The 24,993-nt window shown below is 63.9% G+C and carries 26 protein-coding genes; 12 read left to right on the top strand and 14 right to left on the bottom strand.

From position 1 onward, the window contains the following. Positions 1 to 354 precede the first annotated feature (354 nt). From sppA to lhpI, 4 genes are all read left to right on the top strand, one after another. Positions 355 to 1,311, top strand: coding sequence for a signal peptide peptidase SppA (sppA, locus tag AC1DX4_RS09990; protein ID WP_477220152.1), 957 nt, complete (start codon positions 355 to 357; stop codon positions 1,309 to 1,311). 79 nt (positions 1,312 to 1,390) lie between these two features. After that, entirely contained in the window at positions 1,391 to 1,675 is a 285-nt protein-coding gene (locus AC1DX4_RS09995; RefSeq protein WP_006200394.1) for an integration host factor subunit beta, read from the top strand. 36 nt (positions 1,676 to 1,711) lie between these two features. Then, on the top strand, positions 1,712 to 2,068 hold the full coding sequence (locus AC1DX4_RS10000; RefSeq protein ID WP_477220153.1) for a DUF1049 domain-containing protein: 357 nt from the start codon (positions 1,712 to 1,714) through the stop codon (positions 2,066 to 2,068). A gap of 37 nt (positions 2,069 to 2,105) precedes the next feature. After that, positions 2,106 to 3,071: a bifunctional Delta(1)-pyrroline-2-carboxylate/Delta(1)-piperideine-2-carboxylate reductase gene (lhpI, locus tag AC1DX4_RS10005; protein ID WP_477220154.1), complete on the top strand. Its 966-nt coding sequence runs from the start codon at positions 2,106 to 2,108 to the stop codon at positions 3,069 to 3,071. Here the strand turns inward: lhpI and AC1DX4_RS10010 are convergent. From AC1DX4_RS10010 to AC1DX4_RS10030, 5 genes are all read right to left on the bottom strand, one after another. After that, positions 3,061 to 3,504, bottom strand: a complete 444-nt coding sequence (locus tag AC1DX4_RS10010; RefSeq protein WP_477220155.1) for an EVE domain-containing protein — start codon at positions 3,502 to 3,504, stop codon at positions 3,061 to 3,063. The two genes, lhpI and AC1DX4_RS10010, sit on opposite strands and share 11 nt — an antisense overlap. Then, entirely contained in the window at positions 3,501 to 3,881 is a 381-nt protein-coding gene (locus AC1DX4_RS10015) for a VOC family protein (RefSeq protein WP_477220156.1), read from the bottom strand. Before AC1DX4_RS10015 ends, AC1DX4_RS10010 begins: the two co-directional genes overlap by 4 nt. 72 nt (positions 3,882 to 3,953) lie before the next feature. Next, positions 3,954 to 4,640 carry a helix-turn-helix transcriptional regulator gene (locus AC1DX4_RS10020; RefSeq protein WP_477220157.1) on the bottom strand — a complete coding sequence of 229 codons (687 nt, stop codon included), beginning with the start codon at positions 4,638 to 4,640 and terminating at the stop codon, positions 3,954 to 3,956. Positions 4,641 to 4,738: 98 nt separating this feature from the next. After that, positions 4,739 to 5,356, bottom strand: coding sequence for a peptide chain release factor H (prfH, locus tag AC1DX4_RS10025; RefSeq protein ID WP_477220158.1), 618 nt, complete (start codon positions 5,354 to 5,356; stop codon positions 4,739 to 4,741). Beyond that, positions 5,343 to 6,560: an RNA ligase RtcB family protein gene (locus AC1DX4_RS10030; protein WP_477220159.1), complete on the bottom strand. Its 1,218-nt coding sequence runs from the start codon at positions 6,558 to 6,560 to the stop codon at positions 5,343 to 5,345. The genes prfH and AC1DX4_RS10030 overlap by 14 nt, the downstream gene beginning before the upstream one ends. Before the next feature lie 327 nt (positions 6,561 to 6,887). On the opposite strand from AC1DX4_RS10030, the gene AC1DX4_RS10035 reads away from it, so the two are divergent. From AC1DX4_RS10035 to olsB, 6 genes are all read left to right on the top strand, one after another. Further along, positions 6,888 to 7,997 (top strand): RsmD family RNA methyltransferase, encoded by a 1,110-nt coding sequence (locus tag AC1DX4_RS10035; RefSeq protein ID WP_477220160.1) that lies wholly within the window; start codon positions 6,888 to 6,890, stop codon positions 7,995 to 7,997. Positions 7,998 to 8,014: 17 nt separating this feature from the next. Next, complete coding sequence (locus tag AC1DX4_RS10040; protein ID WP_477220161.1) at positions 8,015 to 8,872, top strand: TrmH family RNA methyltransferase; 858 nt, start codon at positions 8,015 to 8,017, stop codon at positions 8,870 to 8,872. Positions 8,873 to 8,885: 13 nt separating this feature from the next. Then, positions 8,886 to 9,383, top strand: coding sequence for a signal peptidase II (gene lspA, locus AC1DX4_RS10045; protein ID WP_477220162.1), 498 nt, complete (start codon positions 8,886 to 8,888; stop codon positions 9,381 to 9,383). A 57-nt stretch (positions 9,384 to 9,440) separates the two neighbouring features. Beyond that, positions 9,441 to 10,430, top strand: coding sequence for an acrylyl-CoA reductase (NADPH) (gene acuI, locus AC1DX4_RS10050; RefSeq protein WP_477220163.1), 990 nt, complete (start codon positions 9,441 to 9,443; stop codon positions 10,428 to 10,430). Between the two features lie 143 nt (positions 10,431 to 10,573). Continuing rightward, positions 10,574 to 12,856, top strand: coding sequence for a PAS domain-containing hybrid sensor histidine kinase/response regulator (locus AC1DX4_RS10055; RefSeq protein WP_477220164.1), 2,283 nt, complete (start codon positions 10,574 to 10,576; stop codon positions 12,854 to 12,856). A gap of 288 nt (positions 12,857 to 13,144) precedes the next feature. Beyond that, positions 13,145 to 14,020: a l-ornithine N(alpha)-acyltransferase gene (gene olsB / locus AC1DX4_RS10060; protein WP_056577807.1), complete on the top strand. Its 876-nt coding sequence runs from the start codon at positions 13,145 to 13,147 to the stop codon at positions 14,018 to 14,020. A 140-nt stretch (positions 14,021 to 14,160) separates the two neighbouring features. Here olsB and AC1DX4_RS10065 read toward each other — a convergent pair whose 3' ends face one another. Both AC1DX4_RS10065 and grpE read right to left on the bottom strand, forming a co-directional pair. After that, positions 14,161 to 14,793, bottom strand: a complete 633-nt coding sequence (locus AC1DX4_RS10065) for a trimeric intracellular cation channel family protein (protein WP_477220165.1) — start codon at positions 14,791 to 14,793, stop codon at positions 14,161 to 14,163. A 113-nt stretch (positions 14,794 to 14,906) separates the two neighbouring features. Further along, positions 14,907 to 15,539 (bottom strand): nucleotide exchange factor GrpE, encoded by a 633-nt coding sequence (gene grpE, locus AC1DX4_RS10070; protein ID WP_477220166.1) that lies wholly within the window; start codon positions 15,537 to 15,539, stop codon positions 14,907 to 14,909. Between the two features lie 238 nt (positions 15,540 to 15,777). Here grpE and AC1DX4_RS10075 point away from each other — a divergent pair, with 238 nt between their 5' ends. Then, positions 15,778 to 15,978, top strand: a complete 201-nt coding sequence (locus AC1DX4_RS10075; RefSeq protein ID WP_477220167.1) for a hypothetical protein — start codon at positions 15,778 to 15,780, stop codon at positions 15,976 to 15,978. A gap of 141 nt (positions 15,979 to 16,119) precedes the next feature. Then, positions 16,120 to 17,142, top strand: a complete 1,023-nt coding sequence (locus tag AC1DX4_RS10080; protein WP_477220168.1) for a fatty acid desaturase — start codon at positions 16,120 to 16,122, stop codon at positions 17,140 to 17,142. 101 nt (positions 17,143 to 17,243) lie between these two features. Here AC1DX4_RS10080 and AC1DX4_RS10085 read toward each other — a convergent pair whose 3' ends face one another. The 7 genes from AC1DX4_RS10085 to cysG form a co-directional block, all read right to left on the bottom strand. Next, complete coding sequence (locus AC1DX4_RS10085; protein WP_477220169.1) at positions 17,244 to 17,864, bottom strand: DJ-1/PfpI family protein; 621 nt, start codon at positions 17,862 to 17,864, stop codon at positions 17,244 to 17,246. Positions 17,865 to 18,055: 191 nt separating this feature from the next. Further along, a complete protein-coding gene (locus AC1DX4_RS10090; RefSeq protein WP_477220170.1) occupies positions 18,056 to 19,663 on the bottom strand; it encodes a GMC family oxidoreductase in 1,608 nt (535 codons plus the stop codon). 98 nt (positions 19,664 to 19,761) lie between these two features. Then, the gene (locus AC1DX4_RS10095) at positions 19,762 to 20,295 is read right to left on the bottom strand and encodes a DUF934 domain-containing protein (protein ID WP_477220171.1); all 534 of its coding nucleotides are present in this window, start codon (positions 20,293 to 20,295) and stop codon (positions 19,762 to 19,764) included. A 171-nt stretch (positions 20,296 to 20,466) separates the two neighbouring features. Then, on the bottom strand, positions 20,467 to 21,231 hold the full coding sequence (locus tag AC1DX4_RS10100; protein WP_477220172.1) for a phosphoadenylyl-sulfate reductase: 765 nt from the start codon (positions 21,229 to 21,231) through the stop codon (positions 20,467 to 20,469). Beyond that, positions 21,206 to 22,876 carry a nitrite/sulfite reductase gene (locus AC1DX4_RS10105; protein WP_477220173.1) on the bottom strand — a complete coding sequence of 557 codons (1,671 nt, stop codon included), beginning with the start codon at positions 22,874 to 22,876 and terminating at the stop codon, positions 21,206 to 21,208. The genes AC1DX4_RS10100 and AC1DX4_RS10105 overlap by 26 nt, the downstream gene beginning before the upstream one ends. A gap of 45 nt (positions 22,877 to 22,921) precedes the next feature. Next, a complete protein-coding gene (locus tag AC1DX4_RS10110) occupies positions 22,922 to 23,215 on the bottom strand; it encodes a DUF2849 domain-containing protein (protein ID WP_477220174.1) in 294 nt (97 codons plus the stop codon). Beyond that, positions 23,212 to 24,678, bottom strand: a complete 1,467-nt coding sequence (cysG, locus tag AC1DX4_RS10115) for a siroheme synthase CysG (protein ID WP_477220175.1) — start codon at positions 24,676 to 24,678, stop codon at positions 23,212 to 23,214. The genes AC1DX4_RS10110 and cysG overlap by 4 nt, the downstream gene beginning before the upstream one ends. Positions 24,679 to 24,993 lie beyond the last annotated feature (315 nt).

Consider the following 24,993-nt stretch of genomic DNA (forward strand, 5'->3'; position numbering starts at 1 on the left):
TTTCTTCTAAACCCCTGCCCGCCAGGGAGCACCGCCTATAGGTGGGGGGCCAGTGCCCTCAAGCAAGCACAAGCCCACGAAAACCGCAAAAATGTGACAACTGTGGTTGTACAAACGAAAACGAGGTCGGCACAACAGCCGGTACTTCATAGCAGAAATGGACGTGCCTGCGCCGTTTTTTCATCGCCGCCGTTTCTCCCCCTTACCTTGCGTCCCTTGCGCAGGCCAGTCACAAAACTGACAGCGTTAGGATCGCCTTGGGCGGATTGCCGCGCCATATCGAAGACGGAACTGCTTCCCGCTGAGGACATCATGGTCTAAAAGCGTCCGTTCCCGCCGACTGTGAGGCTGACCATGGCATTGAGAGCCGACGACCTGATCGACCGCCGCCGTTTGCGGCGCAAGCTGACATTCTGGCGTGTTGTGGCCATCGGCATCGTCGCCCTCGGGGTGATTGCGCTGTCGGGCTGGTTTTATCGCGACGATCTCGGCGGCTCGACCGTCGACCACATCGCCAAGGTCAGGATCGAAGGCACGATCACCGAGGACGAGGAACTCATCAAGCGGCTGGAGGACATCCGCAAGTCGTCGAAGGTGAAAGGTGTGATCCTGGCGATCGATTCACCCGGCGGCACCACTGTCGGTGGTGAATCGATATACGAGGAAGTGCGCAAGGTGGCCGCCGACAAGCCGGTCGTGGCCGAAGTCGGCACGCTCGCCGCATCGGCGGGCTATATGATCGCCAGTGCCGCCGACCACATTGTCGCCCGCAAGACCTCGATTGTCGGCTCGATCGGCGTGCTGATCCAGTATCCTGACGTCAGCGGCCTGATGGACAAGCTCGGCGTCAAGCTGGAGGAGGTGAAATCCTCGCCGCTCAAGGCCTCGCCCTCTCCCTTCAAGCCGACCAATGACGACGAGCGCGCCATGGTCCGCAAGCTTATCCTCGACAGCTACGACTGGTTCGTCGGCATCGTCGCCGAACGCCGCAAGATGACCCACGAACAGGCACTCGCGCTTGCCGACGGGTCGATCTTCACCGGCCGCCAGGGTGTCGCCAACGGCCTGATCGATGCCGTCGGCGGCGAGACCGAGGCGGTCGACTGGCTCGCGACCAAGGGTGTCGATGCCAAGCTCAAGGTGGTCGAATGGAAGGACACGGACCGGCGCAGCAGCTTCCTGTGGTCAAAAGCCATGGTGAAAATGGCCGGCAGCGCACTCGGCCTGCCGGACTCCAGCAGCGATGTCATCCACGAACTTGGCGCCGACCGCTTGTTTCTTGACGGCCTCGTTTCCGTCTGGCACCCTTGAGCGCGGTTTGGGACAGCTAAAAAGCCAATAAAATCATCCTCATAATTTCGACCGCACTGCTTTCACGGGGACCCGTCTGATGATCAAGTCCGAACTTGTGCAGATTATTGCCACGCGCAATCCGCATCTTTTCCTGCGCGACGTCGAAAACATTGTCGGCGCGATCTTCGACGAGATCACCGACGCCCTTGCTGAAGGCAACCGGGTCGAGCTGCGCGGCTTCGGTGCTTTTTCGGTGAAAAACCGCCCCGCCCGCACCGGCCGCAACCCGCGCACCGGCGAATCCGTCGAGGTCGAGGAGAAATGGGTGCCGTTCTTCAAGACCGGTAAGGAACTGCGCGAAAGGCTGAACGGCGGCAAGTAGGCGCGCCTTCAGCGCCAGCTTCCGACGGAAAACATAATGCTCAATCGTTTCATGCTCATCGTGGTCTTCGTGCCCCTGGCGATCATTCTGATTGCCTTGGCCGTCGCCAACCGCGAACTCGTCGCCTTCACGCTGGACCCGTTCAATCCCGGCAATCCGAAGCTGACGCTGACGTTGCCGCTGTTCATCTTCCTGTTCCTGGCGCTCGCCATCGGCATGATCGTCGGCAGCCTGGCGACCTGGGTCAAGCAGGGCCGCTACCGCAAGCTGGCGCGCCAGCGCGGCGTCGAGGCCGAAAACCTGCGCCAGGCGGTCAGCCGCGCGCCCTCGGCACCGCAGGGACCGGTCCAGGGGTCGGCCCAGGGGTCCGCATTGCCGAAGCCGACAAACTGAGCCGCCGGCCGGCGGCTTTCTTTCCACGGAGCTTTTCATGCTGACCATTTCGGCCGCCGAGGTCGATCATGCGCTGACCTTTCCTGGACTGGTCGAGACGCTGCGCACGGCTTTCCGCGACGGTGCCGTGCAGCCCGTCAGGCATCATCACGCAGTCGAACGGCCCGATGGTGCGGCCTCGACCTTGCTGCTGATGCCGGCATGGACTGATTTCAACGCTGCCGGTACATCTTCCGGCGGCTATATCGGCGTCAAGATCGTCACTGTCTCACCCGACAACAACGCCATCGGCAAGCCGGCGGTGATGGGGCTCTATCTCTTGCTCAATGGCAGCACCGGCGAACCGGAAGCCCTGATCGACGGCCAGCGCCTGACCCAGTGGCGCACGGCCTGCGCTTCAGCGCTGGCGGCGTCCTACCTCGCCCGCGACGATGCTTCGCGGCTGCTGGTGGTCGGCGCCGGCGCGCTGTCGCCCTTCCTCGCCAAAGCACATTCGGCGGTGCGGCCGATCAAAACCATCCGCATCTGGAACCGCACCCCGGCCAATGCCGAAAAGGTCGCGGCCGATCTGCGCGCCGATGGTTTCGCGGCAAGTGCTGCAAGCGATCTCGATGCCGAACTTGGTGAGGCCGACATCGTCTCCTCGGCGACGATCACCACCACGCCGCTGATCAAGGGCGCGCTGCTGAAGCCGGGGGCCCATGTCGACATGGTCGGTGGTTTCACGCCGACCATGCGCGAAAGCGACGACGATGCGATCGCGCGCGCCAGCGTCTATGTCGACACCCGCGCCGGCGCCACCAAGGAGGCCGGCGACATCGTCATCCCGCTTGCGTCGGGCGTGCTGAAGCCGGAAGCCATCGTCGCCGACCTGCACGAACTGGCGCGCGGCGAGAAACAGGGCCGCCAGAGTCCCACCGAGATCACGCTGTTCAAATCGGTCGGCGCGGCACTTGAGGACCTTGCCGCCGGCATCGCCGTCTACAAGGCGCTCAAGCCGTAGCCTCTGCAAGCTTCTTCGCGGCCCCCATCGCGTCGGCGATCAGGCGAAAATCGTGATCGGTGATTTCGAACAGGCCGAAACGTAGCTGATATCCCCAGTTCGACTTGCCGGCAGTGAAGTCCAGCTGGTCGAGCAATGGCTTGATCGGCGCTTCTTCAGCCGCTACCCACTCGACGTCGCGGCGAAACGGCGTGAAGCCGCCGCCCATGTCGCCTTGATAAGGCTCGCCTTCCCGCACGGTGCCGATTGCGGTGAAAGCCTGCAGGCCATCCTTGTCGCCCAAAATCGTGGTCGGCGAATAATAGATGATGCCGTCGCCAGGTTTGACGCGGCGCAGCGGCGCCGCCTTGCCGTGGTTGACCTGCATGAAGCCGGCGGCCCGACCACGCCGGACATGCTGCGCCGACGCAACCGCGATCCAGTACGCGCTCATTTCTGTTCCCCATCGGACAGCCAGTAAACACGCAGACGATGATTGTCGGGGTCAAGCGCAACGAAGGTGCGGCCGAAATCCATGTCGGTCGGCGTCTGCAGGATCTTCAATCCGCGCCCCGACCAGTCGGCATGGGTGGCATCGACCGCGTCAGGCGTCGCCAGCGCAAACACGATCTCGGCACCGCCACCTGCCGCGGCCGCTACCGGCTCGACCGTATGCCGCGACCAGAGGCCGAGCTTGAAGCCGTTGTCGAGCACGAACAGCACGAAGGTCGGCGCACTTTCGACCGGCTCGCGCCCGAGCAGCGCGCTGTAGAAGGCGCCGCTCTCAAGCGGTTTGTCGACATAGAGGATAACGAAATTCGGGGTGGTCATGATCGGCTCTCCAGGGGTTTCGATGTGCCGGATATAGGCTGCGCTACTGTCAGATTCTGGCAGTAGCCGTCATCACCCCCGCGGCTTGTCGAGTGTGGCCCGCCATTCCTTGAGCAGCACCTGGCGGCGACGCGGATAGCGCGTATCGATGGTGTTGAGGCTGGATATGCGATCGGCGCGAAAATGCCGGAAATCCTGCCGCATCTCACACCACGCCACCACCACCCGCACCTTGTCGAAGAAGCCGAGCGCGAACGGCCAGACAATACGTTGCGAAGCCACGCCGCCGGCGTCGCGATAGAGGAAGCCGAGCTTGCGTTCGTTGCGGATGGCCTGCCGCACCGCGCCGAGATCGATGCCCTCGATAGCTTGCGCCGGCGGCCCGACCAGCAGCGTCGAGGCATCGAGATCCTCACGCAGATCATCCGGCAGCACGGCTGCGATCTTGGCCAGCGCGTTGGCGGCGGCGGTCGACAGGCGCTGGTCCGGCTGCTTGGCGACCCAACGCGATCCGAGCACGATGGCCTCGATCTCCTCATCGCTGAACATCAGCGGCGGCAGCATGAAGCCGGGCTTGAGCACATAGCCCAGACCCGCCTCGCCCTCGATCGGCGCGCCCTGTCCCTGAAGCGTGGCGATGTCGCGGTAGAGCGTGCGGATCGAAATCCCAAGCTCATCGGCCAGCACATGTCCGCTCACCGGCCGGCGATGCCGACGCAGGCACTGGATGAGGTCGAGCAGGCGTTCGGATCGGGACATGATTCTCGGGACTTGGGACCAGTCCACGATAGAACCGCAGGGGCGCGGCAGGAAGCCAGGACGGCTTCCCCTCCAGCGACACCGCCGCGCCACTTCGCTCAGAGGTCAAGGTGGAACACCTTGACCTCGTTGCCGCGTTCCAGGGCCTTGTTGGCCACGAACATCTGCGTCTTCGACATTTCAACCTCTCGGTCGGCAAGAACCCGCAGCATCGCTTCCAGCCGGCGCAGCGCGATCGCCTTGTTGCGGTGTTGCGAACGTTCGTTGCGCGCCGTCACCACAATGCCGGTCGGCAAGTGAACCGCACGCACGGCGCTGTCGGTGGTGTTCTGGTGCTGTCCGCCGGGACCACCGGCCCGCAAGGTTTCGAAACGGACATCGGACGGTGCGATCGAAACGGCGACGGCATGCGCCAGATCCACCACCTGCACGCCGACGAACCAGTTCTGCCGCTTGTGGCCCGCACGCACCGGGCTCTTGAAGACGAACTTGACGGTGCCGCAATACTCCTGCGCGAATGCTTCGGCGTTGCGGCCCTCGAGACTGAGCAAGGCGGATTTGGCGCCGTGCCGGTCCGGCTGGTGGCCAAACGCGACCTCGACGGCGCAGCCCAGCCGGCCGGCTTCCTTCTCGATGATCCCGACAAGCGCCGTCAAGGCGATGCGGCATTCGACCGGTCCGTTGCCCGAGGTGACGAGCATGTCAATCGCGGCCATGGTCCGCCCTCCTTGCCACACGGTCGCGAGATGGCTTCTTGCGTGTCCGGTCGGGCGGGCCGTCTATCGCCTTCTTGTAGGTCACCAGCGGTTTCATCGCCGCCAGCGTCACGACCAGGCCGGCATCGGCAAGGTCTTGCACCACTTGCCCGGCATCCTTGTAGGCGGAAGCCGCTTCCTCGATGACCAGGTTGCGGTCGTCGCAGATCAACTGTCCGCCCCATGCATTTCTGAGCAAGGCATCGCGCTCCGACCTGTTGCGCCCGGCACGGCCATGCATGGTGGCACGGTCGTATTTGCGGCCTGCGCCATGCGAAATGCCGCCCAGCGACGGACCCGTCCCGTCGAGCGCCCGCACCACATAGCTCAGGCTGGCGCGTGAACCGGCGATCGGTGCCAAATCTCCCGCCCGCACGGCGGCCGAGCCCTTGTGATGGACGAAACCATCGGCCCGGTCGCGGACAAGGTTGTGCGGCACATCGGCCACCAGCCGCGCTTCGCTGCGCAAGGCGCTTGCCGCACGATCGGCGATCAGTCGGCGATTGAGCGACGCCCAGGTAACGCAAAGGTCATGCTGGCGACGCCAGCTCCTGCCCTCCGCCGACTCCGGATCGAGCCCGGCCGTGACCGCCGACTGGAGGTCGAGCATCTGCCCGAAGACAAAAGCACCAAGTCCCCGCGAGCCGGAATGCACCAGCAGATAAAGCTTCTGGCGGTCGAACAGGCCATCGCCGGCCGCATCGGTCTGGTCGACCGCCTGCAGCTCGCAGAAATGGTTGCCGCCGCCGATCGTGCCCAGCGCTTCGGGATAGAGATCCGTCGGCAAGCCCGAGGCAGCGAGCGCCGCATGCCGGTCGACATCTTCCGCTTCGATCCGGCGCAGGCATTCGACAGCCTTGTCGATCCTGAGTTTACGCAACGGCAGATCGAGCTCGAACAGCGACATGCCGCAGCCAATGTCGTTGCCGATCAGTTGCGGGTGCAGCCGCTGCGACAGCACGGCAATGCCGGTCGGGCCGTATTTGCCGGGATGCAGGTCCGGAAAGGCCGCGACCGAAGTGACGCCGGGCAAGGCCGCGACGGTTTTCAGTTGCTGAAGGGCCGCGCCTTCGATCCATGTCTGCGGCGAAAAACAATGCTGGATGTGCGCGGCAGGCGCGACGCACGACGAAGGGAGGCCGAGGCCTCCGATAAAATTGCCCATGATAAGAACACTTCTGGATAAAGGTCAGAAACCGGACGCCGTCAGGCATCCGTTCGACCGGCGTCAGCAGCAAAATGCTGGCTTACGCCGGAACCCTCAAGGGGTGCGCGGTGAAGATGCTCGTCATCTTTCGCTCCCATTCCAGAAACAACAATGGCGCCCTCATAAACGAAGCGTGCGAAAAAACCAAGTGCGACGCCGCAACACCACCGCACGGCTTTGAAGGCCTGGCCTCCCACTCTGTGCCAATCGACCTACGGGCCATCGCTTGTTGCACCGCCGCTGTCCTCATGCCAAAAGCGGCACGCCGCTCGGAGATGCTCCTGCTTGAAGTCTTTTCGCGACAAACGCCGCGACAGCCGCCCGCCCGCGAAAGGTGGAAGCGGAGAGGTGCGTCCGCACGAGACGCGTGGCGCCGCACGACCGGACGCCAAGCCGCGCGAGCGGCCGGACGCCAAGCCGCGAGAGCGGCCTGAGACCAGAACCGACGATCGCAGCGAACCGAAATCCGCACCGCGCATCCTCGCCCGCCGCGAAGGGACGCTGCCCGCCGAGCAACTTCCGATAATCCTGGAAGTGGCGCCCAACGCCGATTACGCGCTGCTCGACAGCGGTGCCGGCGAAAAACTCGAACAATACGGCCCCTACCGCATCGTGCGGCCCGAGGGCCAGGCGATCTGGCAGAAGGCCTTGCCGGCGAAGGACTGGGAGCGTGCCGACGCCGTCTTCACCGGCGACACCGACGAGGAGGGCATCGGCCGCTGGCGTTTCCCGAAGACGCCGCTCGGCGAAACTTGGCCGATGAAGCATGACGGCATCGACTATCTCGGCCGTTTCACCTCGTTTCGCCATGTCGGCGTCTTTCCCGAACAGGCCTCGCACTGGGACCATATGGCCGGCCTGATCGCGGCGGCGAAGCGGCCGGTCAAGGTGCTCAACCTGTTCGGCTATACCGGCCTCGCCTCGCTGGTGGCGGCCCGTGCGGGCGCCGAAGTCACCCATGTCGACGCCTCCAAGAAGGCGATCGGCTGGGCGCGCGAAAACCAGGAGATGGCTGGGCTCGGCAGCAAGCCGATCCGCTGGATCGTCGACGACGCGGTGAAATTCGCCGAGCGCGAAGAGCGCCGCGGCAGTCGCTACGACATCATCCTGTTCGACCCGCCGGCCTATGGCCGCGGCCCCAAGGGCGAGGTCTGGCAATTGTTCGAGGATCTACCGGCGCTCACCGACCTTTGCCGGGCGATCCTGACGCCGAAACCGCTTGCCGTGGTGCTGACCGCCTATTCGATCCGCGCCTCCTTCTTCGCCATCCACGCTCTGATGCGCGACACTTTTGCCGGCATGGGCGGCAGGGTTGAATCGGGTGAGTTGATCATCCGCGAAAAGTCCGCCGGCAGGGCGCTTTCGACCTCACTGTTTTCGCGTTGGGTGGCTTGAATGCCCCGGAGTCCTGAATGAACGAACGGCACGTCGGCGCACCCGGCCAGGTGAAGGAAGTCACCAGCCTCGCCAATCCGCTGATCAAGGACATAAAGGCGCTTGCGCTGAAGAAATTCCGCGACCAGCAGAACGCCTTCATGGCCGAGGGGCTGAAGCTGGTCATCGATGCGCTCGATTTGGGCTGGCAGATCAGGACGCTTGTGTTCGCCAAGGCCGGGCGCGGCAATGCCGCGGTCGAAAAGGTCGCGGCGCGCACGGTTGCCGCCGGCGGCACCGTGCTCGAAGTCTCGGAAAAGGTGCTTGTCGCCATCACCCGCCGCGACAATCCGCAAATGGTGGTCGGCGTCTTCTCGCAGAGATTCCTGGCCCTCAGGGACATCCGTGCCGACAATGGCGATGTCTGGGTGGCGCTCGATCGGGTGCGCGACCCCGGCAATCTCGGCACTGTCATCCGCACCATCGATGCCGTCGGTGCCAAGGGCGTTATCCTGGTCGGCGACACCACCGATCCGTTTTCCGTGGAGACGGTGCGCGCCACAATGGGTTCGATCTTCGCCGTGCCGGTGGCCAAGGCGACGACCGAGGCTTTCCTTGCCTGGCGCGGCGGGTTTTCGGGCCTCGTAGCCGGCACGCATCTGAAAGGCGCCGTCGACTACCGCTCGGTCGATTTTTCCCGTGGGCCGGTGCTGCTGATGATGGGCAATGAGCAGCAGGGCCTGCCCGAAAGCCTGGCGGCGAGTTGCGACCGGCTGCTGCGCATTCCGCAAGCAGGACGTGCCGATTCGCTCAATCTCGCCGTCGCCACCGGCATCATGCTGTTCGAGATCCGGCGCGGCGCGCTGAAGCTCGAACCAATCGCCGATCAGCAATGAAGGTTGCCCGCTCGTGAGATCATGGTCCCCCTACGCGCTGCTTGTCGTCGCGGCCATTGCGCTTGATCAATGGATAAAGCATCTGGTCGAGGCCGGCCTGCCCTTCCAGGAAAAGCTCGACCTGGTGCCGTTCCTGGCGCTGTTTCGCACCTACAACACCGGCATCGCCTTCTCGATGTTCTCCTCCTTCGGCGACACCGGCCTGGTGGTCATCGCCGTGCTGGTCGTCGCTTTCGTGCTCTACCTCGCCACCCGCACGCCATCAGGCCATGTCATCGCCCGCACCGGCTTTGCCCTGATCATCGGCGGCGCGCTGGGCAATCTGATCGACCGCGCCGTCTACGGCCACGTCATCGACTACATCCTGTTCCACACGCCGGTCTGGTCCTTTGCCGTCTTCAATCTCGCCGACGCCTTCATTTCCGTGGGCGCGGCACTGGTCGTCTTCGACGAACTCATCGGTTGGCGGCGCGAGCCCAAGCCTTCGAACGCCAAGCCTTCCAAAGATTGACCCCGCGCGGTCGTCGCCGCACAGTCCAGGACGCCAAGCAAGCTCGCGGAGAAAAAGATGTCCGAAACCTTCAAAGCCATCCTCGTCTCGCGCGATGCCGACAAGAAGCAATCGGTGGCCGTGACGGATCTCAGCGATGCCGACCTGATGGAGGGCGACGTCACCGTCGCGGTCGAGGCGACAACGGTGAACTACAAGGATGGGCTGGCCATTACCGGCAAGGCGCCGGTGGTCCGCCGCTGGCCGCTGGTGCCGGGCATCGACTTCGCCGGCACCGTCATCTCGTCCTCCAATCCCGACTGGCGCAAGGGAGACAAGGTCATCCTGAATGGCTGGGGCGTCGGCGAAACGCATTTCGGTGCCTATGCCGGGCGCGCCCGCGTCAAGGGCGACTGGCTGGTGCCGCTGCCGGAGGGCATCAGCGCGCATGACGCGATGGCGGTCGGCACCGCCGGCTATACCGCCATGCTCTGCGTCATGGCGCTGGAGCGGCACGGCATCCTGCCCAACCGCGGCCCGGTGGTGGTGACGGGTGCTGCCGGCGGCGTCGGTTCGGTCGCGGTCTCCATCCTGTCCAGCCTCGGCTACCACGTCATTGCGTCGACCGGACGCAATGCCGAAAGCCCCTATCTGATCAACCTCGGCGCCGCCGAGGTGATCTCGCGCGACGAGCTCAACCAGCCGACCAAGCCGCTGGCCAAGGAACGCTGGGCCGGCGGCATCGATTCGGTCGGCAGCCACACGCTGGCCAATGTGCTGTCGATGACATCCTATGGCGGCGCGGTCGCGGCCTGCGGCCTCGCCGGCGGCATGGATCTGCCATCGAGCGTCGCCCCGTTCATCCTGCGCGGCGTCTCGCTGCTTGGCGTCGATTCGGTGATGGCGCCGAAGGCTGTGCGCATCGAGGCCTGGCGGCGCATCGGCTCCGATCTCGACCTGGAGAAGCTCGCCAGCCTGTCCACGACCATCGGCTTCGACGGCATCATCGATGCCGCACGCGACATCGTCGACGGCAAGATCCGCGGACGCGTCGTCGTCGACATGTAAACCCGCCGGGCGGGTTGCAGGCAGCGGACTGAAACGCCAAATCCGGTGACGAATCCGCCACTGCCGGACGAAAACGCCCTATCCGCTAAAATTCGAACGATCCGCCGCAATTTTCCATAATCTCTGTCTGGCAAGGATTTCGCATGATCGCGGAATCCGACACCCAGCAGGTGGACAAAAGCGACGATGTCGATGCGTTTGCCGCACCGGCGCGGCGGTTTATCGCTGCGCCGCCGCTGGTGCCCGAGCAGCAATTGGCCAGGCGGGAAAGCCTGCCGCTGCTCACCTTCGTTGCTATCATCGTACTGGCGGGCCTCGCGCATCTGACCGGTGCGCCGATCTTCATCAGCCTCGCATTGATGGCAACCGGCCTCGCCGGCCTTGCGTTGCATCTGCATGCCAGACGCAGCGCCCACCGCACCGTGGTGCTGCTTGACGAGACGACCGCCCGCAGCCGCGCCGAGATCGAGACGCTGGCCGACCGCATGTGGGAAATGCAGGAAAGCGAGGAGCGCTTTCGCGGTCTCATCGACGCGCTTGGTGATCTCGTCATCCATCGCGACCGCGACGGCTACATCGTCTATGCCAACAAGGTGTTCGCCGATCTGGTCGAAACCGATCCGCGCGATCTTGCCGGCAAGACCCTTGCCGAACTTGGCATCGAGGTCGGCATCGTTCCCGACGCCGCCTTTTCCGACCATGAGTGCCTGAGTTCCACCGACGTCGCCATCCGCACGCCGAGCGGCTCGCGCTGGTTCTCCTGGATCGAACTGTCGGTGCGCGACAAGGACAGCGGCGCGGTTTCGCATCGCGCCATCGCCCGCGATATCACCGCCCGCAAGCGCGCCGAATCCTCGCTGATCACCGCGCGCGAGCGGGCCGAATATGCAAGCCAGGCCAAGTCGCGCTTCCTCGCCACAGTCAGCCATGAAATCCGCACGCCGATGAACGGCATCATGGGCATGGCGAGGCTCCTGGCCGACACCAGCCTGTCGCCGGAACAGCAGACCTATGTCGGCGCCGTCTCGACCTCGGCCAGCGCCTTGCTCGCCTTGATCGAAGACCTGCTCGACTATTCCAAGATCGAGGCCGGCCGCTTCGATCCGGAGCCGCAGCCGATGTCGGTGCGCGAGATCGCCGACAACATCATCGAATTGCTGGCCGCGCGCGCCTTCGCCAAGGATATCGGCCTCGGCTGCCACGTCGAACCGGATGTCCCGCAATTGATCACCGCCGATCCGGGCCGGGTCAGGCAGGTGCTGCTCAACCTCATCGGCAACGCCATCAAGTTCACCGACAGCGGCGGCGTCCTGGTCAACGTCGCGCGCGCCCGCACCGAGAGCAGCGACCGCATCTGCTTCACCATCACCGACACCGGTCCCGGCCTGCGCGACGAGGACATGGAGCGGATCTTCGAAGAGTTCGAGCAGGCCGACGGCACCTCGACGCGCACACATGGCGGGGCAGGGCTGGGACTAGCCATCTCCCGGCGCCTGGTGGCTGCCATGGGTGGCTCGATTTCGGTCTCGAGCCGGCTTGGCCAAGGGTCGGAATTCGTCTTCGAAATCCCGGCCACCGAGGCCACCGAGGCGCCGCAGGGCCGGCAGAACGTGCTGGCCGGCAGGCGCGCCGTGATCCTGTCCAGGAACGCCGTCGAGGCCGACGCCATCGCCCGCACCATCCGCGCCAATGGCGGCACGGCCGGTATCGCCACCACCGTGGCGCAGGCCGCACCCCTGGCCGAGGGCTGCGACGCGATTCTGGTCGACGCGGCCATGGAAGAGAGTGACGGCAGGCTGCTCAAGCGGTTGCGGCAAAGCGGCTTTTCCGATTGCGAAGCCATCACGCTGATCGCGCCGACCGACCGCGGCATGCTTGGCGAGTTCCGTGCCAGCGGCTACGCGACCTTCCTGGCCAGGCCGGTGCGCGGGGGAACACTTTTGCGTGTGCTTTTGACCAGCCATGCGCCGGCCCTTGCCCAGCCGCAGCCGGAAAAGCGCCGCACGCCGGCACTTCGCGCCGCAAGCGACCGCCAGCAGGGCCTGTCCGTGCTGATCGCCGAAGACAACGACATCAATGCCATGTTGGCCCGCGCCACGCTGTTGAAGGCGGGGCACCGCGTCAAGGTGGTCGGCAATGGCAAGGCCGCCGTCGAGGCCGTCACCAGCGCCGGGCACAAGCACCGCTTCGACGTGGTGCTGATGGACCTGCATATGCCGGTCATGGACGGGCTGGACGCCATTGCCGCGATCCGCCGCCATGAAGAGGAAACATCGGCGGCGCCCGTGCCGATCATGGTGCTGTCGGCCGACAGCCAGGAAAAGACACGCCATGCGGTGCTCGCCCACGGCGCCAGCGGCTTCGTCACCAAGCCGCTAGACCCCGATGCGCTGGTCAGCGCCGTCGAGGGCCAGGTCGCCGCCTGAGCAGTCTTTTTTCTGGCACGCGGCTGACGCATGTCGCGCCAAAAACGGCTTTGGTTTTGCGAGGACGACATGCATGGAAACACGGACCTTGGGCGCGTCGCCTGGGTTCGCGCGAACGCGACGCGCATCAAATCTGCCCACCTAACGTAGCCGGTTGACCGTTTTCGCCAGCCGACGAAGTATTGCCCGCGACGCCGTATCACGGTACTGTCACAATCCTGTTGCACCTACACCGTATCCCCGTGCCAAGAGGGATGGCTCGAAGGAGAATCACTCGTGCATACAGTTATGCCGGAATGTGACACTCGGCCAAACGCCAGCAGCGCCTTGCTTGCCGGACGTAATGTCGATTCCGTCATAAAGGGCGCAGCACTCGGCCGTATCGGCAATCTCGAAGTGCGGCTCGCCCGCAACGAGGCCGAGATCGCGGCCGCGCAGGAAGTGCGCTACCGGGTATTTTACGACGAGCTTGGCGCCAGGAAGGACCTGTTCCAGGCGCAGGACCGTCGCGACGCCGATCGGTTTGATCCGCTCTGCGACCATCTTCTGGTACTGGACACGACGCTTTCCGGCCCCGAGCATCGCCGTATCGTCGGAACCTATCGCCTGCTGCGGCAAGAAATCGCGGCCACCGCCGGCGGCTTCTATTCCGAAGGCGAATTCGAGCTGACCAAGCTCATCGCCCGTCACCCCGGCCAGCGCTTTCTCGAACTCGGCCGCTCCTGCGTTTTGCCGCAATACCGTTCGAAGCGCACTATCGAGGCGCTGTGGCAAGGCATCTGGGCCTACATCAACCACTACGAAATCGGTGTGATGACCGGCTGCGCCTCCTTCCACGGCACCGTGCCGGCCGCACATGCCGAGGCGCTTACCTATCTTGCGCATCACTGCCGTACCAACTCCGCCTGGGACGTGCGCGCGGTTTCCGATCGCTACTGCTCCATGGATCTGATGCCGATCGAGGCGGTCAATGCCAAGGCGGCGATCGCGGCGATGCCGCCTCTGGTCAAGGGCTATCTGAGGGTCGGTGCTCGCATCGGCGACGGCTGCGTCATCGACCGCGAATTCTCGACGGTCGATGTCTTCGTGGTGATGCCGGTCAAGGAAATCGGTGCCCGCTACGTCAACTACTATGGCGGGGAAGCGCAGCGTTTCGCTGCCTGACGCTAGCGAATAGCGAATAGCGAATAGCGAATAGCGAATAGCGAATAGCGAATAGCGAATAGCGAATAGCGAGAGCTACGCCGCAATCCTGCGGACTGTCATCCCCATTCGCTACTCCCTATTCGCTATTCGCTTCCTCTTCACGGAATATCTTCCGGCCGCCTTCCCGGCCGGCTCTTGTAGGACGCAAACGTCCAGCCGAAACGCAGTGCGCCGCCGCGCACGGCGAGCGCCACGACGAAACCCGCCAATCCCGAGACAATCTGCGGCAATCCGGCAACGTCGCCCAGCGTGAAGATCGCGGCGCCGGCCAGGGCGGCCGTGACGTAGATCTCGGGCCTCAGCAGCACCGATGGCTCGCCGGCCAGCAGATCGCGCAATATGCCGCCGAAGGTTGCCGTCAGCATGCCAGTGATGATCGAGACCACCGGCGAACCGGTGACGGCTAGACCCCTTGCCGCACCCATCACCGAAAAGGCGGCCAGCCCGATGGCATCGAGCCACAGCAGCAGCTTGTAGCGGGATTCGACCCGGTGCGCGGTGAAGAACACCAGAACCGCCACGACAGCGCAGATCAGCACATAGTCGCGGTTTCCCACCCAGAAGACCGGCACATTGAGGATGAGGTCGCGAAACGTGCCGCCGCCAATGCCGGTGACGCTGGCCAGGAACAGGAAACCGATGATGTCGAGCTGTTTACGCGACGCAGCCAACGCCCCGGTCGCCGCAAAAACGGCGACACCGGCATAGTCGAGAAGGGCGATCGGATGCATGGGAGGCCAAGGCAGTAAGGGAATAGGGCAGTAAGCCAGTATGTTTAGCACGAAGCCGCACCCTTGGTGCTACTCCCCTACTCCCGTACTGCCCTACTCCCTTATTCCCCTAATCAAGCATCCTTCTCGGCCTCGTCATTGACCGGCCCTGGCTCGACCGGCGTCTCGGCGGCAATCTTCGGGCCGCCCTTGGCGACGCCGACCATGGCCGGGCGCAGCACGCGCTCGCCGATCGAATAGCCCGGCTGCACGACCTGGACCACCGTGTTGGCCGGGACATCGGGATTCGGCACTTCGAACATTGCCTGGTGGAAATTGGGATCGAACTTCTCGCCTTCCGGTGTGAGTTTCTTGACCCCGTGCCGTTCCAGCGCCGACAGCATGGCGCGCTCGGTCAGGTCGACGCCTTCGATCAGCGCCTTGAAGCCGGCGTCTTCAGATGCCTTGGCCTCGGCTGGAATGGCGTCCAGCGCCCGGCGCAGATTGTCCGACACCGACAGCATGTCGCGGGCGAAATTCGCCACCGCATAGGTGCGGGCGTCGTGCACGTCACGCGCGGTGCGGCGGCGCAGGTTCTCCATCTCGGCCGCGACGCGCAGCGCGCGGTCCTTCAGCTCTTCATTTTCCTTCAGCAGTCGCACGAGCGCTTCATAGTCGCCGTCGATGCTGCCTTCCGTGCGCTCGGCATTGGCCTCGGTCGCCTCGACTTCACTGGGCGCGCGTTCGTCTTTTGCCTGGTCGCTCATCGCCGTTTCCCGTTATCTCGAATGGTGTGGATTTTGTGCCCGATATCGAGGTTTGGCGGCCAAAAATCAAGGGGTAAGCCACCGGGAGGACCTTCGGAGGACCGATACGGTGACCAATGGCACTCCTTCGATTTTAATTCAAATTTTACCGTACTTGCCGGCTTGGCTTGCCACAGAAGCGTGATGTGGGAACCATTCCCTTGCTGGAGGAGTTTCGGAACCGACAAAGGATTTTGAAATGATGACCCGCGACAAGGCTGAAAAGGGAGAAAAGCTGGCCACCGAAGTCAGGCGCCAGTTCGGTGCCGAGGCGATGACGCGCTTTCTGCGCACTCTGCCGGCCTTTCGGCCCGAAACCGACATCCCCAACCGCTTCAAAGAGTTGCTCGACCATCTCGATCGGCTGGAGAGCAACAGCCTTGGCAGCGGTCGGCAATAAGAGCAGTGCCCGGCCGGCCCATCCCGGCCTCTCAGGTCTCTGGAGAATCGGCCCGGGATCGCCTTTCGCGCGACAATTACGCACAGTAATTTTGCGTGATGGTTGCCTTGCGGTGGCCACAAGCCCCGCCTATGCTTCCTGATGAACATGATTTCCCCCGATGCGGCCGCCAACAGCAGGCGTGCCTGGCTAAAGATTCTGGCGCGCTACAAGAAGCCGGATCGGCGACGCAGCGCCATCGAACTCGCCATCACCCTCATTCCGTTCGCCACGCTCTGGGCGCTCTCTTCGGCGGCCTATGCCTACGGCCATTGGTGGGGGCTGATCCTGATCCTGCCGGCGGCTGGGTTCCTGGTGCGGATATTCATGATCCAGCACGATTGCGGCCATGGCTCCTTCTTCGCCAATCGTTACGCCGACGACTGGATCGGCCGCGCGCTCGGCGTCTTGACGCTGACACCTTACGATTGCTGGCGGCGCGCCCACGCGACGCACCATGCCACCGCCGGCAATCTTGACGAGCGCGGCATGGGCGACATCAGGACGCTGACCGTTGCCGAATACCGGCAATTGTCCTGGCGCGGCCGCCTTGCCTATCGGCTCTACCGCCATCCGCTGGTGATGTTCGGGCTGGGGCCGATCTGGCTGTTCATCTTCGAGCAAAGGCTGCCCATCGGCATGATGCGCGGCGGCCTGACGCCATGGGTGTCATCCATGACCACCAATCTCGCCATCGCGGTTGCGGCGGCCATTCTGATCTGGGCCGTCGGCCCTGGCGCCTTCCTGGTCGTTCATCTGCCGATCGTCATTCTCGCCGGTTCGGCCGGCATCTGGCTGTTCTACGTCCAGCACCAGTTCGAGGAGACGGAATGGGCAAAGGATGACGACTGGGAATTCCAGCATGCCGCCCTGCATGGCTCGTCATATTACGATCTGCCGCCGGTGCTGAACTGGTTCACCGGCAACATCGGCGTCCATCACGTCCATCACCTCTCGGCCAAGGTGCCGGGCTACCGGCTGCAGGAAGTGCTGCGGGATTATCCGGAGCTGCGCGGCATCGGCCGCGTCACGCTGCTCGACAGCCTGCGCTGCGTCAAACTGGCCTTGTGGGACGAAAACCGCCGCAAGCTGGTGTCGTTCCGTGAGGCACGAGCCTCGGCCTAAGCAATTCCAGGAAAAGTGTTAAACGGTTTTCCGTCCGGAATTGCGTCAAAAGTAGAACGACGACCGCCGCGCCACGGCGCGGCGGCTTCCCAACGTCCCGTTCAGGCTGCCTGGCGCTCGTCGCGCATCAGAATCTCGCCATGGCGGATTTCAGTGCCCAGCACCTTCAGGCATTCGCGGATAAAGTTGGACAAGCCCGGCCAGCCCTTGGCTGAAACCAGGTTGCCGTCGACATGGGCACCGGTCGGTGCGACATCGATATAGATGCCGCCGGCCAGCGTCACTTCCGGCTCGCAATATTGCAGTGCCGCCACTTCCCTGCCCCGCACCACGCCGTCGACCGCGATCAGGATCTGCACGCCGTGGCAGATGGTGAAAATCGGCTTGCCGGCCTCGTGGAAATGCCGCACCAGCGCCTGCACCCGCTTGTCGATACGGATGTATTCGGGGCCGCGCCCGCCCGCCGCGTAGACGGCGTCGTATTGGGCCGGGTCCACCTCGGAAAATGTCTTGTTGAGGATGTAGTCGTGGCCGAGCTTTTCCGTGTAGGTCTGGTGCCCTTCGAAGTCGTGCAGCGAGGTCTTCAGAATATCGCCTGCCTTCTTGTCCGGACAGACGACATGCACAGTGTGGCCGACGGCATGCATGGCCTGTTCAAAGACGAAAATTTCATACTCCTCGCTGAACTCGCCAACGAGCATCAATATTTTCTTGCCAGCCATTCCCGGTTCCTCCCTTGTGGCCATTTATTTCGAGGTGCGAAATAATGGACCTATCCTAAGGGCAGGCCAGCGAAAGGGAAAGTGTAAATCGCACAATTGGTACGACCAGTTTTCCTCATTCCAGACCAAAGACGCAACAAGGCGCTCCACGGCGAACGAAAATAGCATTGCTGGTTCGACCAGACTTGCAGTCAGGCGGCCGCTTTGATCATGTCCGCCGCCTTTTCGGCAATCATGATAGTCGGTGCGTTGGTGTTGCCGCCGATCAGCGTCGGCATCACCGAGGCGTCGACGACCCGCAAGGCTTCAATCCCGTGAACCCGCAATTGCGGATCGACCACCGCCGTCTCGTCGACACCCATGCGGCACGAGCCGACAGGGTGATAGACGGTGTCGGCTCGGGCGCGGATATGAGCCATCAGTTCGGCATCGCCTGCCAAGCCGGCGATATGCATCTCCTTGTGCCGGTAACGCTCCAGCGCCGGTGAACCCAGCACCTGCCGGGTGAGCTTCACGCCCTTCAGCAGCAGCTCGGCATCGCGTTCGTCATCGAGAAAGCGCGGATCGATGCGCGGCGCGGCCAGCGGATCGGCGCTGACCAGGCCGACTTCGCCGCGCGACTGCGGACGCAAGATGCAGACGTGGCAGGAGAAACCGAAGCCGTAGTGCAGCGTGCGCGCATGGTTCTCGACCAGGCCGATGATGAACTGCAATTGCAGGTCAGGACGATCGAGTGCCGGATCGGATTTGACGAACGCGCCGCTTTCGGCCGCCGGCGAGGCGATCAGTCCGGTTCCATCCCGCCGCCACTGCAGGATATGCCCCAGGAAACCCAGCGCCCCGCGTGGGCTCATGCCAAGCATGTCGGTATCCCTGGATCTCCAGCCGACGATGAAATCGAGGTGGTCCTGCAAATTCTTGCCGACACCCGGCAATTCGTGGGCGACGGGGATGCCGTGCATGGCGAGTTCGGCGGCAGGGCCGATACCGGACAGCAGCAAGAGTTGCGGCGAGCCGAAGGCGCCGCCGCAGAGGATCACCTCGCGCGACGCCTGTGCCACTGCCTCGCCCTGACGGGTGCGGTAGCGGATGCCGGTGGCGCGCTTGCCGTCAAGGACGACACCTGTGGCGTGCGCCCGCGTGATGACAGTCAGGTTGGTCCGCTGCATCACCGGATGGATATAGGCGGCGGCCGACGAACAGCGCTCGCCATTGCGCGCGCCGCCGGCAAATTGCGTGACCTGGAAATAGCCGGCGCCCTCTTGCTCCGGCCCGTTGAAGTCGTCCGTCATGCGGATCTGGTTTTCCGCGCAAGCCTCGATGAAGGCCTTGGCGATCGGCCGGGGCGAACGCTGGTTCGAGACTTTCAGCGGACCGTCGCCACCATGCAGGGCGTCTGTGCCGCGCTCATTGCTTTCGGCGCGCCGGAAATAGGGCAGCACCTCGTCCCATGACCAGCCGTCACAGCCGAGATCGGCCCATTCGTCATAGTCGCCGCGGTGGCCCCTTACATAAAGCATGGCGTTGATGGCGCTGGAGCCACCCAGCGCCTTGCCGCGCGGCTGATAGCCCTTGCGGCCGCCAAGACCTTGCTGCGGCACCGTCTCGAAAGCCCAATTGTTGATCTTCGGCCGGCCGGAAAGCATGCCGATGATGCCGGCCGGAGCGCGGATCAGCATGTCCCTGCCTTCACCGCCGGCTTCGATCAGGCAGACGGTGACGGATGGATCTTCGGAGAGCCGTGAAGCAAGCGCACAGCCAGCGGACCCACCGCCGGCTATGACATAGTCGTAGCGCATGAAGACCCTCCCCGATCATCCGACGGATATTTCCGTCCGGACAGCTCAGAGAAGGCCTGATCGCAAGCGATGTAAAGACGCGCGCAATTACCGCAACGTCAGCTGTTGCGAACGCGCCGCCAGGAATATTTCGGACCGTTCGGCTCCGTCACGGCGGTCGGCTGATAGTAGAGCCCCAACCCACCGGTGCGGCCCTCTTCCAGGCGCTTCAACAGCACCGGGTTGGAAATCTCGAACTCGTCGAAGCCCAGCCGCAGCATATGCGGCAACGGATCGACCAGCACCTGGCCGGTGGCGCGAACGGCACCTTCGAACTGGTAGCGGCTGCGCAGCAGTTCAGCCTTGGAGAAGGAGCGGCCGTCGCTGAAGGCCGGGAAAACCAGCGCCACCAGCGACAGCTGGTCGAGCAGGTCGGCTATCTTCTCGAGCTGGTCGCCGGGCTGCAGCACCACGCCGAGCCGCTCTTTGGCGGACCGGCGCACCTCCGGATCAAGGTCGAGGAACGCCTGCAGCGGCAGGATGAAGCGGCCATTGCCGGAAAGCGCATCCGCACTTTCGGCATGAGCCCACTCATCCTCGCGAAAACCCTCAGGGGTCCAGAGCCGGGTCTCCGGTGTCGTCGTTTCGGTCATCAAAAATTCCCAAAAATTCAAAGAAGCTCAGGGTACGTTGAGATTCAGGTCAGGCCGCGCCGAAAATGGTGGCTTCCGAGAACCGGAGCGGAGCGTACTTGAAGTACGTGAGCACCGGAAGCGCAGGAAACCGCCATTTGCAGGCCGGCCTCACCTGAATATCAACCCGCCCTACAGTGATGCGTCGGTCAGCGACACTTCCAGCCCCGACAGGTGAATGCCGCACTCGGTCTTGGCATGACCGGCCCAGCGGCCGCTGCGCGCGTCTTCGCCCGGCTGCACCGGCTGGGTGCACGGGAAGCAGCCGATCGACAGATAGCCATAGGCGACCAGCGGATTTTCACGCAGCGCATGCGCGCGCATGTAATCGGCCTGGTCCGATGTCGTCCAATGCGCCAGCGGATTGATGCGGATGCGCGCGCCGACCGCCTCGAACACCGGCAGTGCTGCCCGCGTCGAGGCCTGGAAGCGCTTACGGCCAGTCAGCCAGGCGCGGAAGGGTGCAACCCCACGCGCCAGCGGCTCGACCTTGCGCACGTCGCAGCAGGCATCGGTGCTGGTTTGGTGCAGATTGCCCGTCGGGTCGATCCGCTCGAGCGCGGCCTCCTCGGGCTTGATCACCCTGATATTGGTCAGCCCGAAATCGGCGACGAGCGCGTCACGGTAGCCGAGCGTCTCCTCGAAATGCTTGCCGGTGTCGAGGAAGATCACCGGCAGCGTGCGGTCGATCTCGGCGATCATGTGCAACAGCACCGCCGAATCCGCTCCGAAGGACGACACCGCGGCGATCTCGTCGTGAAACAATTCGCGGGCCGAGCGTTCGATGATCTCGAGCGGCTTCAGATGGCCATAGAGCGCATCAAGCCCCGCCGCTTTCGCGGCGGCGCCGTCATCGACATCGACGATGCGGTCAAGCGGCCTTGGCTTCGCCAGCATAGAGCGCCTCCTTGAACGGCGCGGGACCGACACGGCGGTAGGCGTCGATGAATTTTTCCTGTGGGTTGAGCCGAAGGCCGAGATAGGTCTCGACGATCTGCTCGATGGCATCGGTGATCTCTTCCGACGAGAAGCCGCGACCGATGATCTCGCCTACCGACGTGTTCTCGTCGGCCGAGCCGCCCAGCGTCACCTGATAGAGCTCGGAGCCCTTCTTCTCGACGCCGAGGATGCCGATATGGCCGACATGGTGATGACCGCAGGCGTTGATGCAACCGGAGATCTTCAGCTTCAGTTCGCCGATTTCGCGCTGACGTTCCAGCGAAGCAAAGCGTTGCGAGATTTCCTGCGCGATCGGGATCGAGCGCGCGGTGGCCAGCGCGCAATAGTCGAGGCCCGGGCACGCGATGATGTCCGATATCAAATTGGAATTGGCCGTCGCCAGCCCGATGTCGACCAGCGCGTCATAGACCGCCTTGAGATCGCTCCGCGCCACATGCGGCAGGATCAGGTTCTGCTCATGGCTGACGCGCAGCTCGTCGAAGGCGTATTGTTCGGCGATGTCGGCGACCGCTTCCATCTGGCTGTCGGAAGCGTCGCCCGGCACCTCGCCGATGCCCTTGAGCGAGATCGTTACCGCCGCGTAGTCGGGATGGCGATGCGTCACCACGTTCTGGTCGAGCCACTCCGAGAAACCCTTGGAATCGAGGCGCGCCAGCTTGACCGCCTGGTCGCCTTCCGGCCGATCAGCCAACGCCGGCGGCGCGAAATAGGCCTCGATGGCGCGGATGTCGGCGTCCGGCAGCTTCAGCTCGGCGTCCTTCAATTCCTGCCATTCGGCCTCGACCTGGCGGGTGATTTCCTCCACGCCGGTCTCGTGCACCAGAATCTTGATACGCGCCTTGTACTTGTTATCGCGGCGGCCATAGAGGTTGTAAACGCGCAGGATCGCCGTGCAGTAGGACAGGAGGTCGGCTTCCGGCAGGAAATCGCGGATCTTCCTCGCCACCATCGGCGTGCGGCCCTGGCCGCCGCCGACATAGACGGCGAAACCAAGCTCGCCGGCGGCGTTCCTCTTCACATGAAGGCCGATGTCATGCGTCTGGATGGCGGCGCGGTCGCGCTCGGCACCCGTCACCGCGATCTTGAATTTTCTGGGCAGGAACGAGAATTCCGGATGCACCGAAGACCATTGCCGCAGTATTTCCGCATAGGGGCGCGGATCGGCGACTTCGTCGGCAGCCGCACCGGCAAAGTGGTCGGCGGTGACGTTGCGGATGCAATTGCCGCTGGTCTGGATGGCGTGCATCTCGACGCTGGCGAGATCGGCCAGGATCGCCGGAATGTCCGACAGCGCCGGCCAGTTGAACTGGATGTTCTGGCGCGTGGTGAAATGGCCGTAGCCCTTGTCGTATTTGCGGGCGATGTGGCCGAGCATGCGCAGCTGCTTGCCGTTCAGCGTGCCGTAGGGCACCGCTATGCGAAGCATATAGGCGTGCAGCTGCAGATAGACGCCGTTCATCAGCCTGAGTGGACGGAACTGGTCCTCTGATATCTCGCCGGACAGCCGGCGCTCGACCTGGTCGCTGAACTCGGCGACGCGGGCCTGGACAAAATCGTGGTCGAACTCATCGTAACGGTACATGCTTCGTCTTTCAGGGCGCGTCCGCCCGTTTCACTCAAATCCTGGCTACGCCGCCCGCTCGGCCTGCTTGCCGAGATCGCCGCGGATGGTCGGGCCCGCGGCGCGGATCTTTTCGCGCAGCCGCACTGGCTCGACCAGGCCGTCGACGACGTCCGCGTCGATCAGATTGACGTCGACCACCTCATTGTCGGCATAGGCATTGGCGCCGATCGCTTCCAGGCGGTCTTCGGCCGCCTTGTCATGGGCAAGGTCGGCGTGGTCCACCGTCTCGGCCCAGCCGCCATCGGCGTACCAGACGGCGATGCCATCGGTCAGGCGGTTGGCGGTCAGTATCTTCATGGCTGAACTCTCTCAGTGGCGGCAATGGCCGCACCTTCGTGCCGCAAATCTTCGTGCCTGTGTGCCGCGAGCGGCTCTGACCGTTCAAAATTGGCGCCGGCAACCGCATCGCCGATAATGGTCATGACCGGGCCGGACAGATCGCCACGCGCTTCCAGCGACGGCAGGTCGGCCAACGTGCCGTGGAAACGGCGCCGGTTGGCCAGGCTGGCATTCTCGACCACGGCGACAGCCGTGTCCGGCGAGAGACCGGCTTCGATCAGCCGGCCGGCGACTTCGGCGGCGACCGAGCGGCCCATATAGACGGCGACCGTGGCGCCGGAAATGGCGAGCTTGGCCCAGTCGGGCAGTGAGTTGCCCTTGAGGTCGTGGCCGGTGGTGAACACCATCGACGAGGACACGCCGCGCAAGGTCAGCGGCAGTTCGAAATCGGCGGCGGCGGCAAAGGCCGCGGTGACGCCCGGAACCACCTCATAGGCAATGCCGGCATCGCGCAGCGCCGCCATCTCCTCGCCGGCGCGGCCGAACACCAGCGGATCGCCCGACTTCAGCCGCACGACCCGCTTGCCCTGTCGGCCGAGTTCAACCAGCAGCGCATTGATTTCAACCTGGCTCTTGGTGTGGCAGCCCTTGCGCTTGCCGACTGGAAGCCGCTCGGCATCGCGGCGGCCCATGGCGACGACTGCCTCCGGCACCAGCGCGTCATGGACGATGACATCGGCTTCCATCAGCAGGCGATGGGCACGCAGGGTCAGAAGATCCTCGGCGCCGGGACCGGCGCCGACCAGGGCGATATGGCCCGCAGCCGGCGCGTCCGACAGCAGAAGATCCACAGCGGCGTCATGCGCCTGCGACAGCTGGCCGGCTTCCACGGCATGGGCAGGCGCACCCTGGAAAAAACTGCTCCAGAAGCGTCGGCGGGCATTGCCTTTCGGCAGCACTTTCTCGGCGGCACCCCGCAGCGAAGCGGCGAGCGTTGCCAGCGATCCAAGCGACGGCGACAGCATCTGGTCGATGCGGCTTCGCAGCAGCTGGGCAAGCACCGGGCCGGCGCCTTCAGTGCCGATGGCGATGGCGACCGGCGCGCGGTTGACCAGCGCCGGGGTGAAGAAATCACAGAGCTCCGGCCGGTCGACGGCATTGACGGGGATGCCCAGCTTGCGCGCGTCCGCGGCAACGCGGCGGTCAAGCGCCTCATCGCCGCTGGCGGCAAACACCATGACCGCGCCTTCGAGCTGCGAGGCATCGTAGGCTGCCGCAACATGGCTGGCGCCGGACTGAGCGATGAAGGCAAGCAGCTCGGGTTCGGCATATTCGGCGATAACGCGCAGCACCGCGCTCGACTGACCGATCAGCCGCGCCTTGGCCAAGGCTTCCTCGCCGCCGCCGACAATGGCCACGGCTTCGCCCTCGACCCGCACGAAGACGGGAAAGGCGTTGAGCTTGGGCACGGTGTACGGCATGACAAGTGCAATCCGGGAACAGTGTCGCAGTTTTACGCCCGGGCGCGAAAAACCAGAAGCAAAGCACTCGCGCATCCTGGGATGGCAGGCAATCGCTTTTTCGCAACTGCGAAAGGCAGGAGAAAAATATTCCACATCCAGAGTATGAGCAGATTCAAGCCGCTGAAGCAGGCCTTGATTTCAGGTCTTTTTAGTCGCCTGCCATTTGTTTCGCAAAACAGTTTTTTCTAATTTCTACCAATTTAGTAGATTAAAGTCGTCCACGGGCTGCGCCCGTCTTTAGCGCCGTATACCGAGGTGCAATACGCAGGTGAA

It is taken from the genome of Mesorhizobium sp. P3_A8 (assembly GCF_056402995.1).

Bases quoted from the DNA above. Each gene is read 5' to 3' on its own strand.
- acuI (WP_477220163.1), top strand. From the start codon at position 9,441: ATGTCCGAAACCTTCAAAGCCATCCTCGTCTCGCGCGATGCCGACAAG.
- AC1DX4_RS10085 (WP_477220169.1), bottom strand. From the start codon at position 17,864: ATGGCTGGCAAGAAAATATTGATGCTCGTTGGCGAGTTCAGCGAGGAG.
- lhpI (WP_477220154.1), top strand. From the start codon at position 2,106: ATGCTGACCATTTCGGCCGCCGAGGTCGATCATGCGCTGACCTTTCCT.
- AC1DX4_RS10065 (WP_477220165.1), bottom strand. From the start codon at position 14,793: ATGCATCCGATCGCCCTTCTCGACTATGCCGGTGTCGCCGTTTTTGCG.
- AC1DX4_RS10105 (WP_477220173.1), bottom strand. From the start codon at position 22,876: ATGTACCGTTACGATGAGTTCGACCACGATTTTGTCCAGGCCCGCGTC.
- prfH (WP_477220158.1), bottom strand. From the start codon at position 5,356: ATGGCCGCGATTGACATGCTCGTCACCTCGGGCAACGGACCGGTCGAA.
- AC1DX4_RS10090 (WP_477220170.1), bottom strand. From the start codon at position 19,663: ATGCGCTACGACTATGTCATAGCCGGCGGTGGGTCCGCTGGCTGTGCG.
- AC1DX4_RS10015 (WP_477220156.1), bottom strand. From the start codon at position 3,881: ATGACCACCCCGAATTTCGTTATCCTCTATGTCGACAAACCGCTTGAG.
- AC1DX4_RS10010 (WP_477220155.1), bottom strand. From the start codon at position 3,504: ATGAGCGCGTACTGGATCGCGGTTGCGTCGGCGCAGCATGTCCGGCGT.
- grpE (WP_477220166.1), bottom strand. From the start codon at position 15,539: ATGAGCGACCAGGCAAAAGACGAACGCGCGCCCAGTGAAGTCGAGGCG.
- AC1DX4_RS10095 (WP_477220171.1), bottom strand. From the start codon at position 20,295: ATGACCGAAACGACGACACCGGAGACCCGGCTCTGGACCCCTGAGGGT.
- AC1DX4_RS10030 (WP_477220159.1), bottom strand. From the start codon at position 6,560: ATGGGCAATTTTATCGGAGGCCTCGGCCTCCCTTCGTCGTGCGTCGCG.
- AC1DX4_RS10000 (WP_477220153.1), top strand. From the start codon at position 1,712: ATGCTCAATCGTTTCATGCTCATCGTGGTCTTCGTGCCCCTGGCGATC.
- AC1DX4_RS10040 (WP_477220161.1), top strand. From the start codon at position 8,015: ATGAACGAACGGCACGTCGGCGCACCCGGCCAGGTGAAGGAAGTCACC.
- AC1DX4_RS10080 (WP_477220168.1), top strand. From the start codon at position 16,120: ATGAACATGATTTCCCCCGATGCGGCCGCCAACAGCAGGCGTGCCTGG.
- AC1DX4_RS10055 (WP_477220164.1), top strand. From the start codon at position 10,574: ATGATCGCGGAATCCGACACCCAGCAGGTGGACAAAAGCGACGATGTC.
- AC1DX4_RS10075 (WP_477220167.1), top strand. From the start codon at position 15,778: ATGATGACCCGCGACAAGGCTGAAAAGGGAGAAAAGCTGGCCACCGAA.
- sppA (WP_477220152.1), top strand. From the start codon at position 355: ATGGCATTGAGAGCCGACGACCTGATCGACCGCCGCCGTTTGCGGCGC.
- AC1DX4_RS10020 (WP_477220157.1), bottom strand. From the start codon at position 4,640: ATGTCCCGATCCGAACGCCTGCTCGACCTCATCCAGTGCCTGCGTCGG.
- AC1DX4_RS10100 (WP_477220172.1), bottom strand. From the start codon at position 21,231: ATGCTGGCGAAGCCAAGGCCGCTTGACCGCATCGTCGATGTCGATGAC.
- AC1DX4_RS09995 (WP_006200394.1), top strand. From the start codon at position 1,391: ATGATCAAGTCCGAACTTGTGCAGATTATTGCCACGCGCAATCCGCAT.
- olsB (WP_056577807.1), top strand. From the start codon at position 13,145: ATGCCGGAATGTGACACTCGGCCAAACGCCAGCAGCGCCTTGCTTGCC.
- cysG (WP_477220175.1), bottom strand. From the start codon at position 24,678: ATGCCGTACACCGTGCCCAAGCTCAACGCCTTTCCCGTCTTCGTGCGG.
- AC1DX4_RS10110 (WP_477220174.1), bottom strand. From the start codon at position 23,215: ATGAAGATACTGACCGCCAACCGCCTGACCGATGGCATCGCCGTCTGG.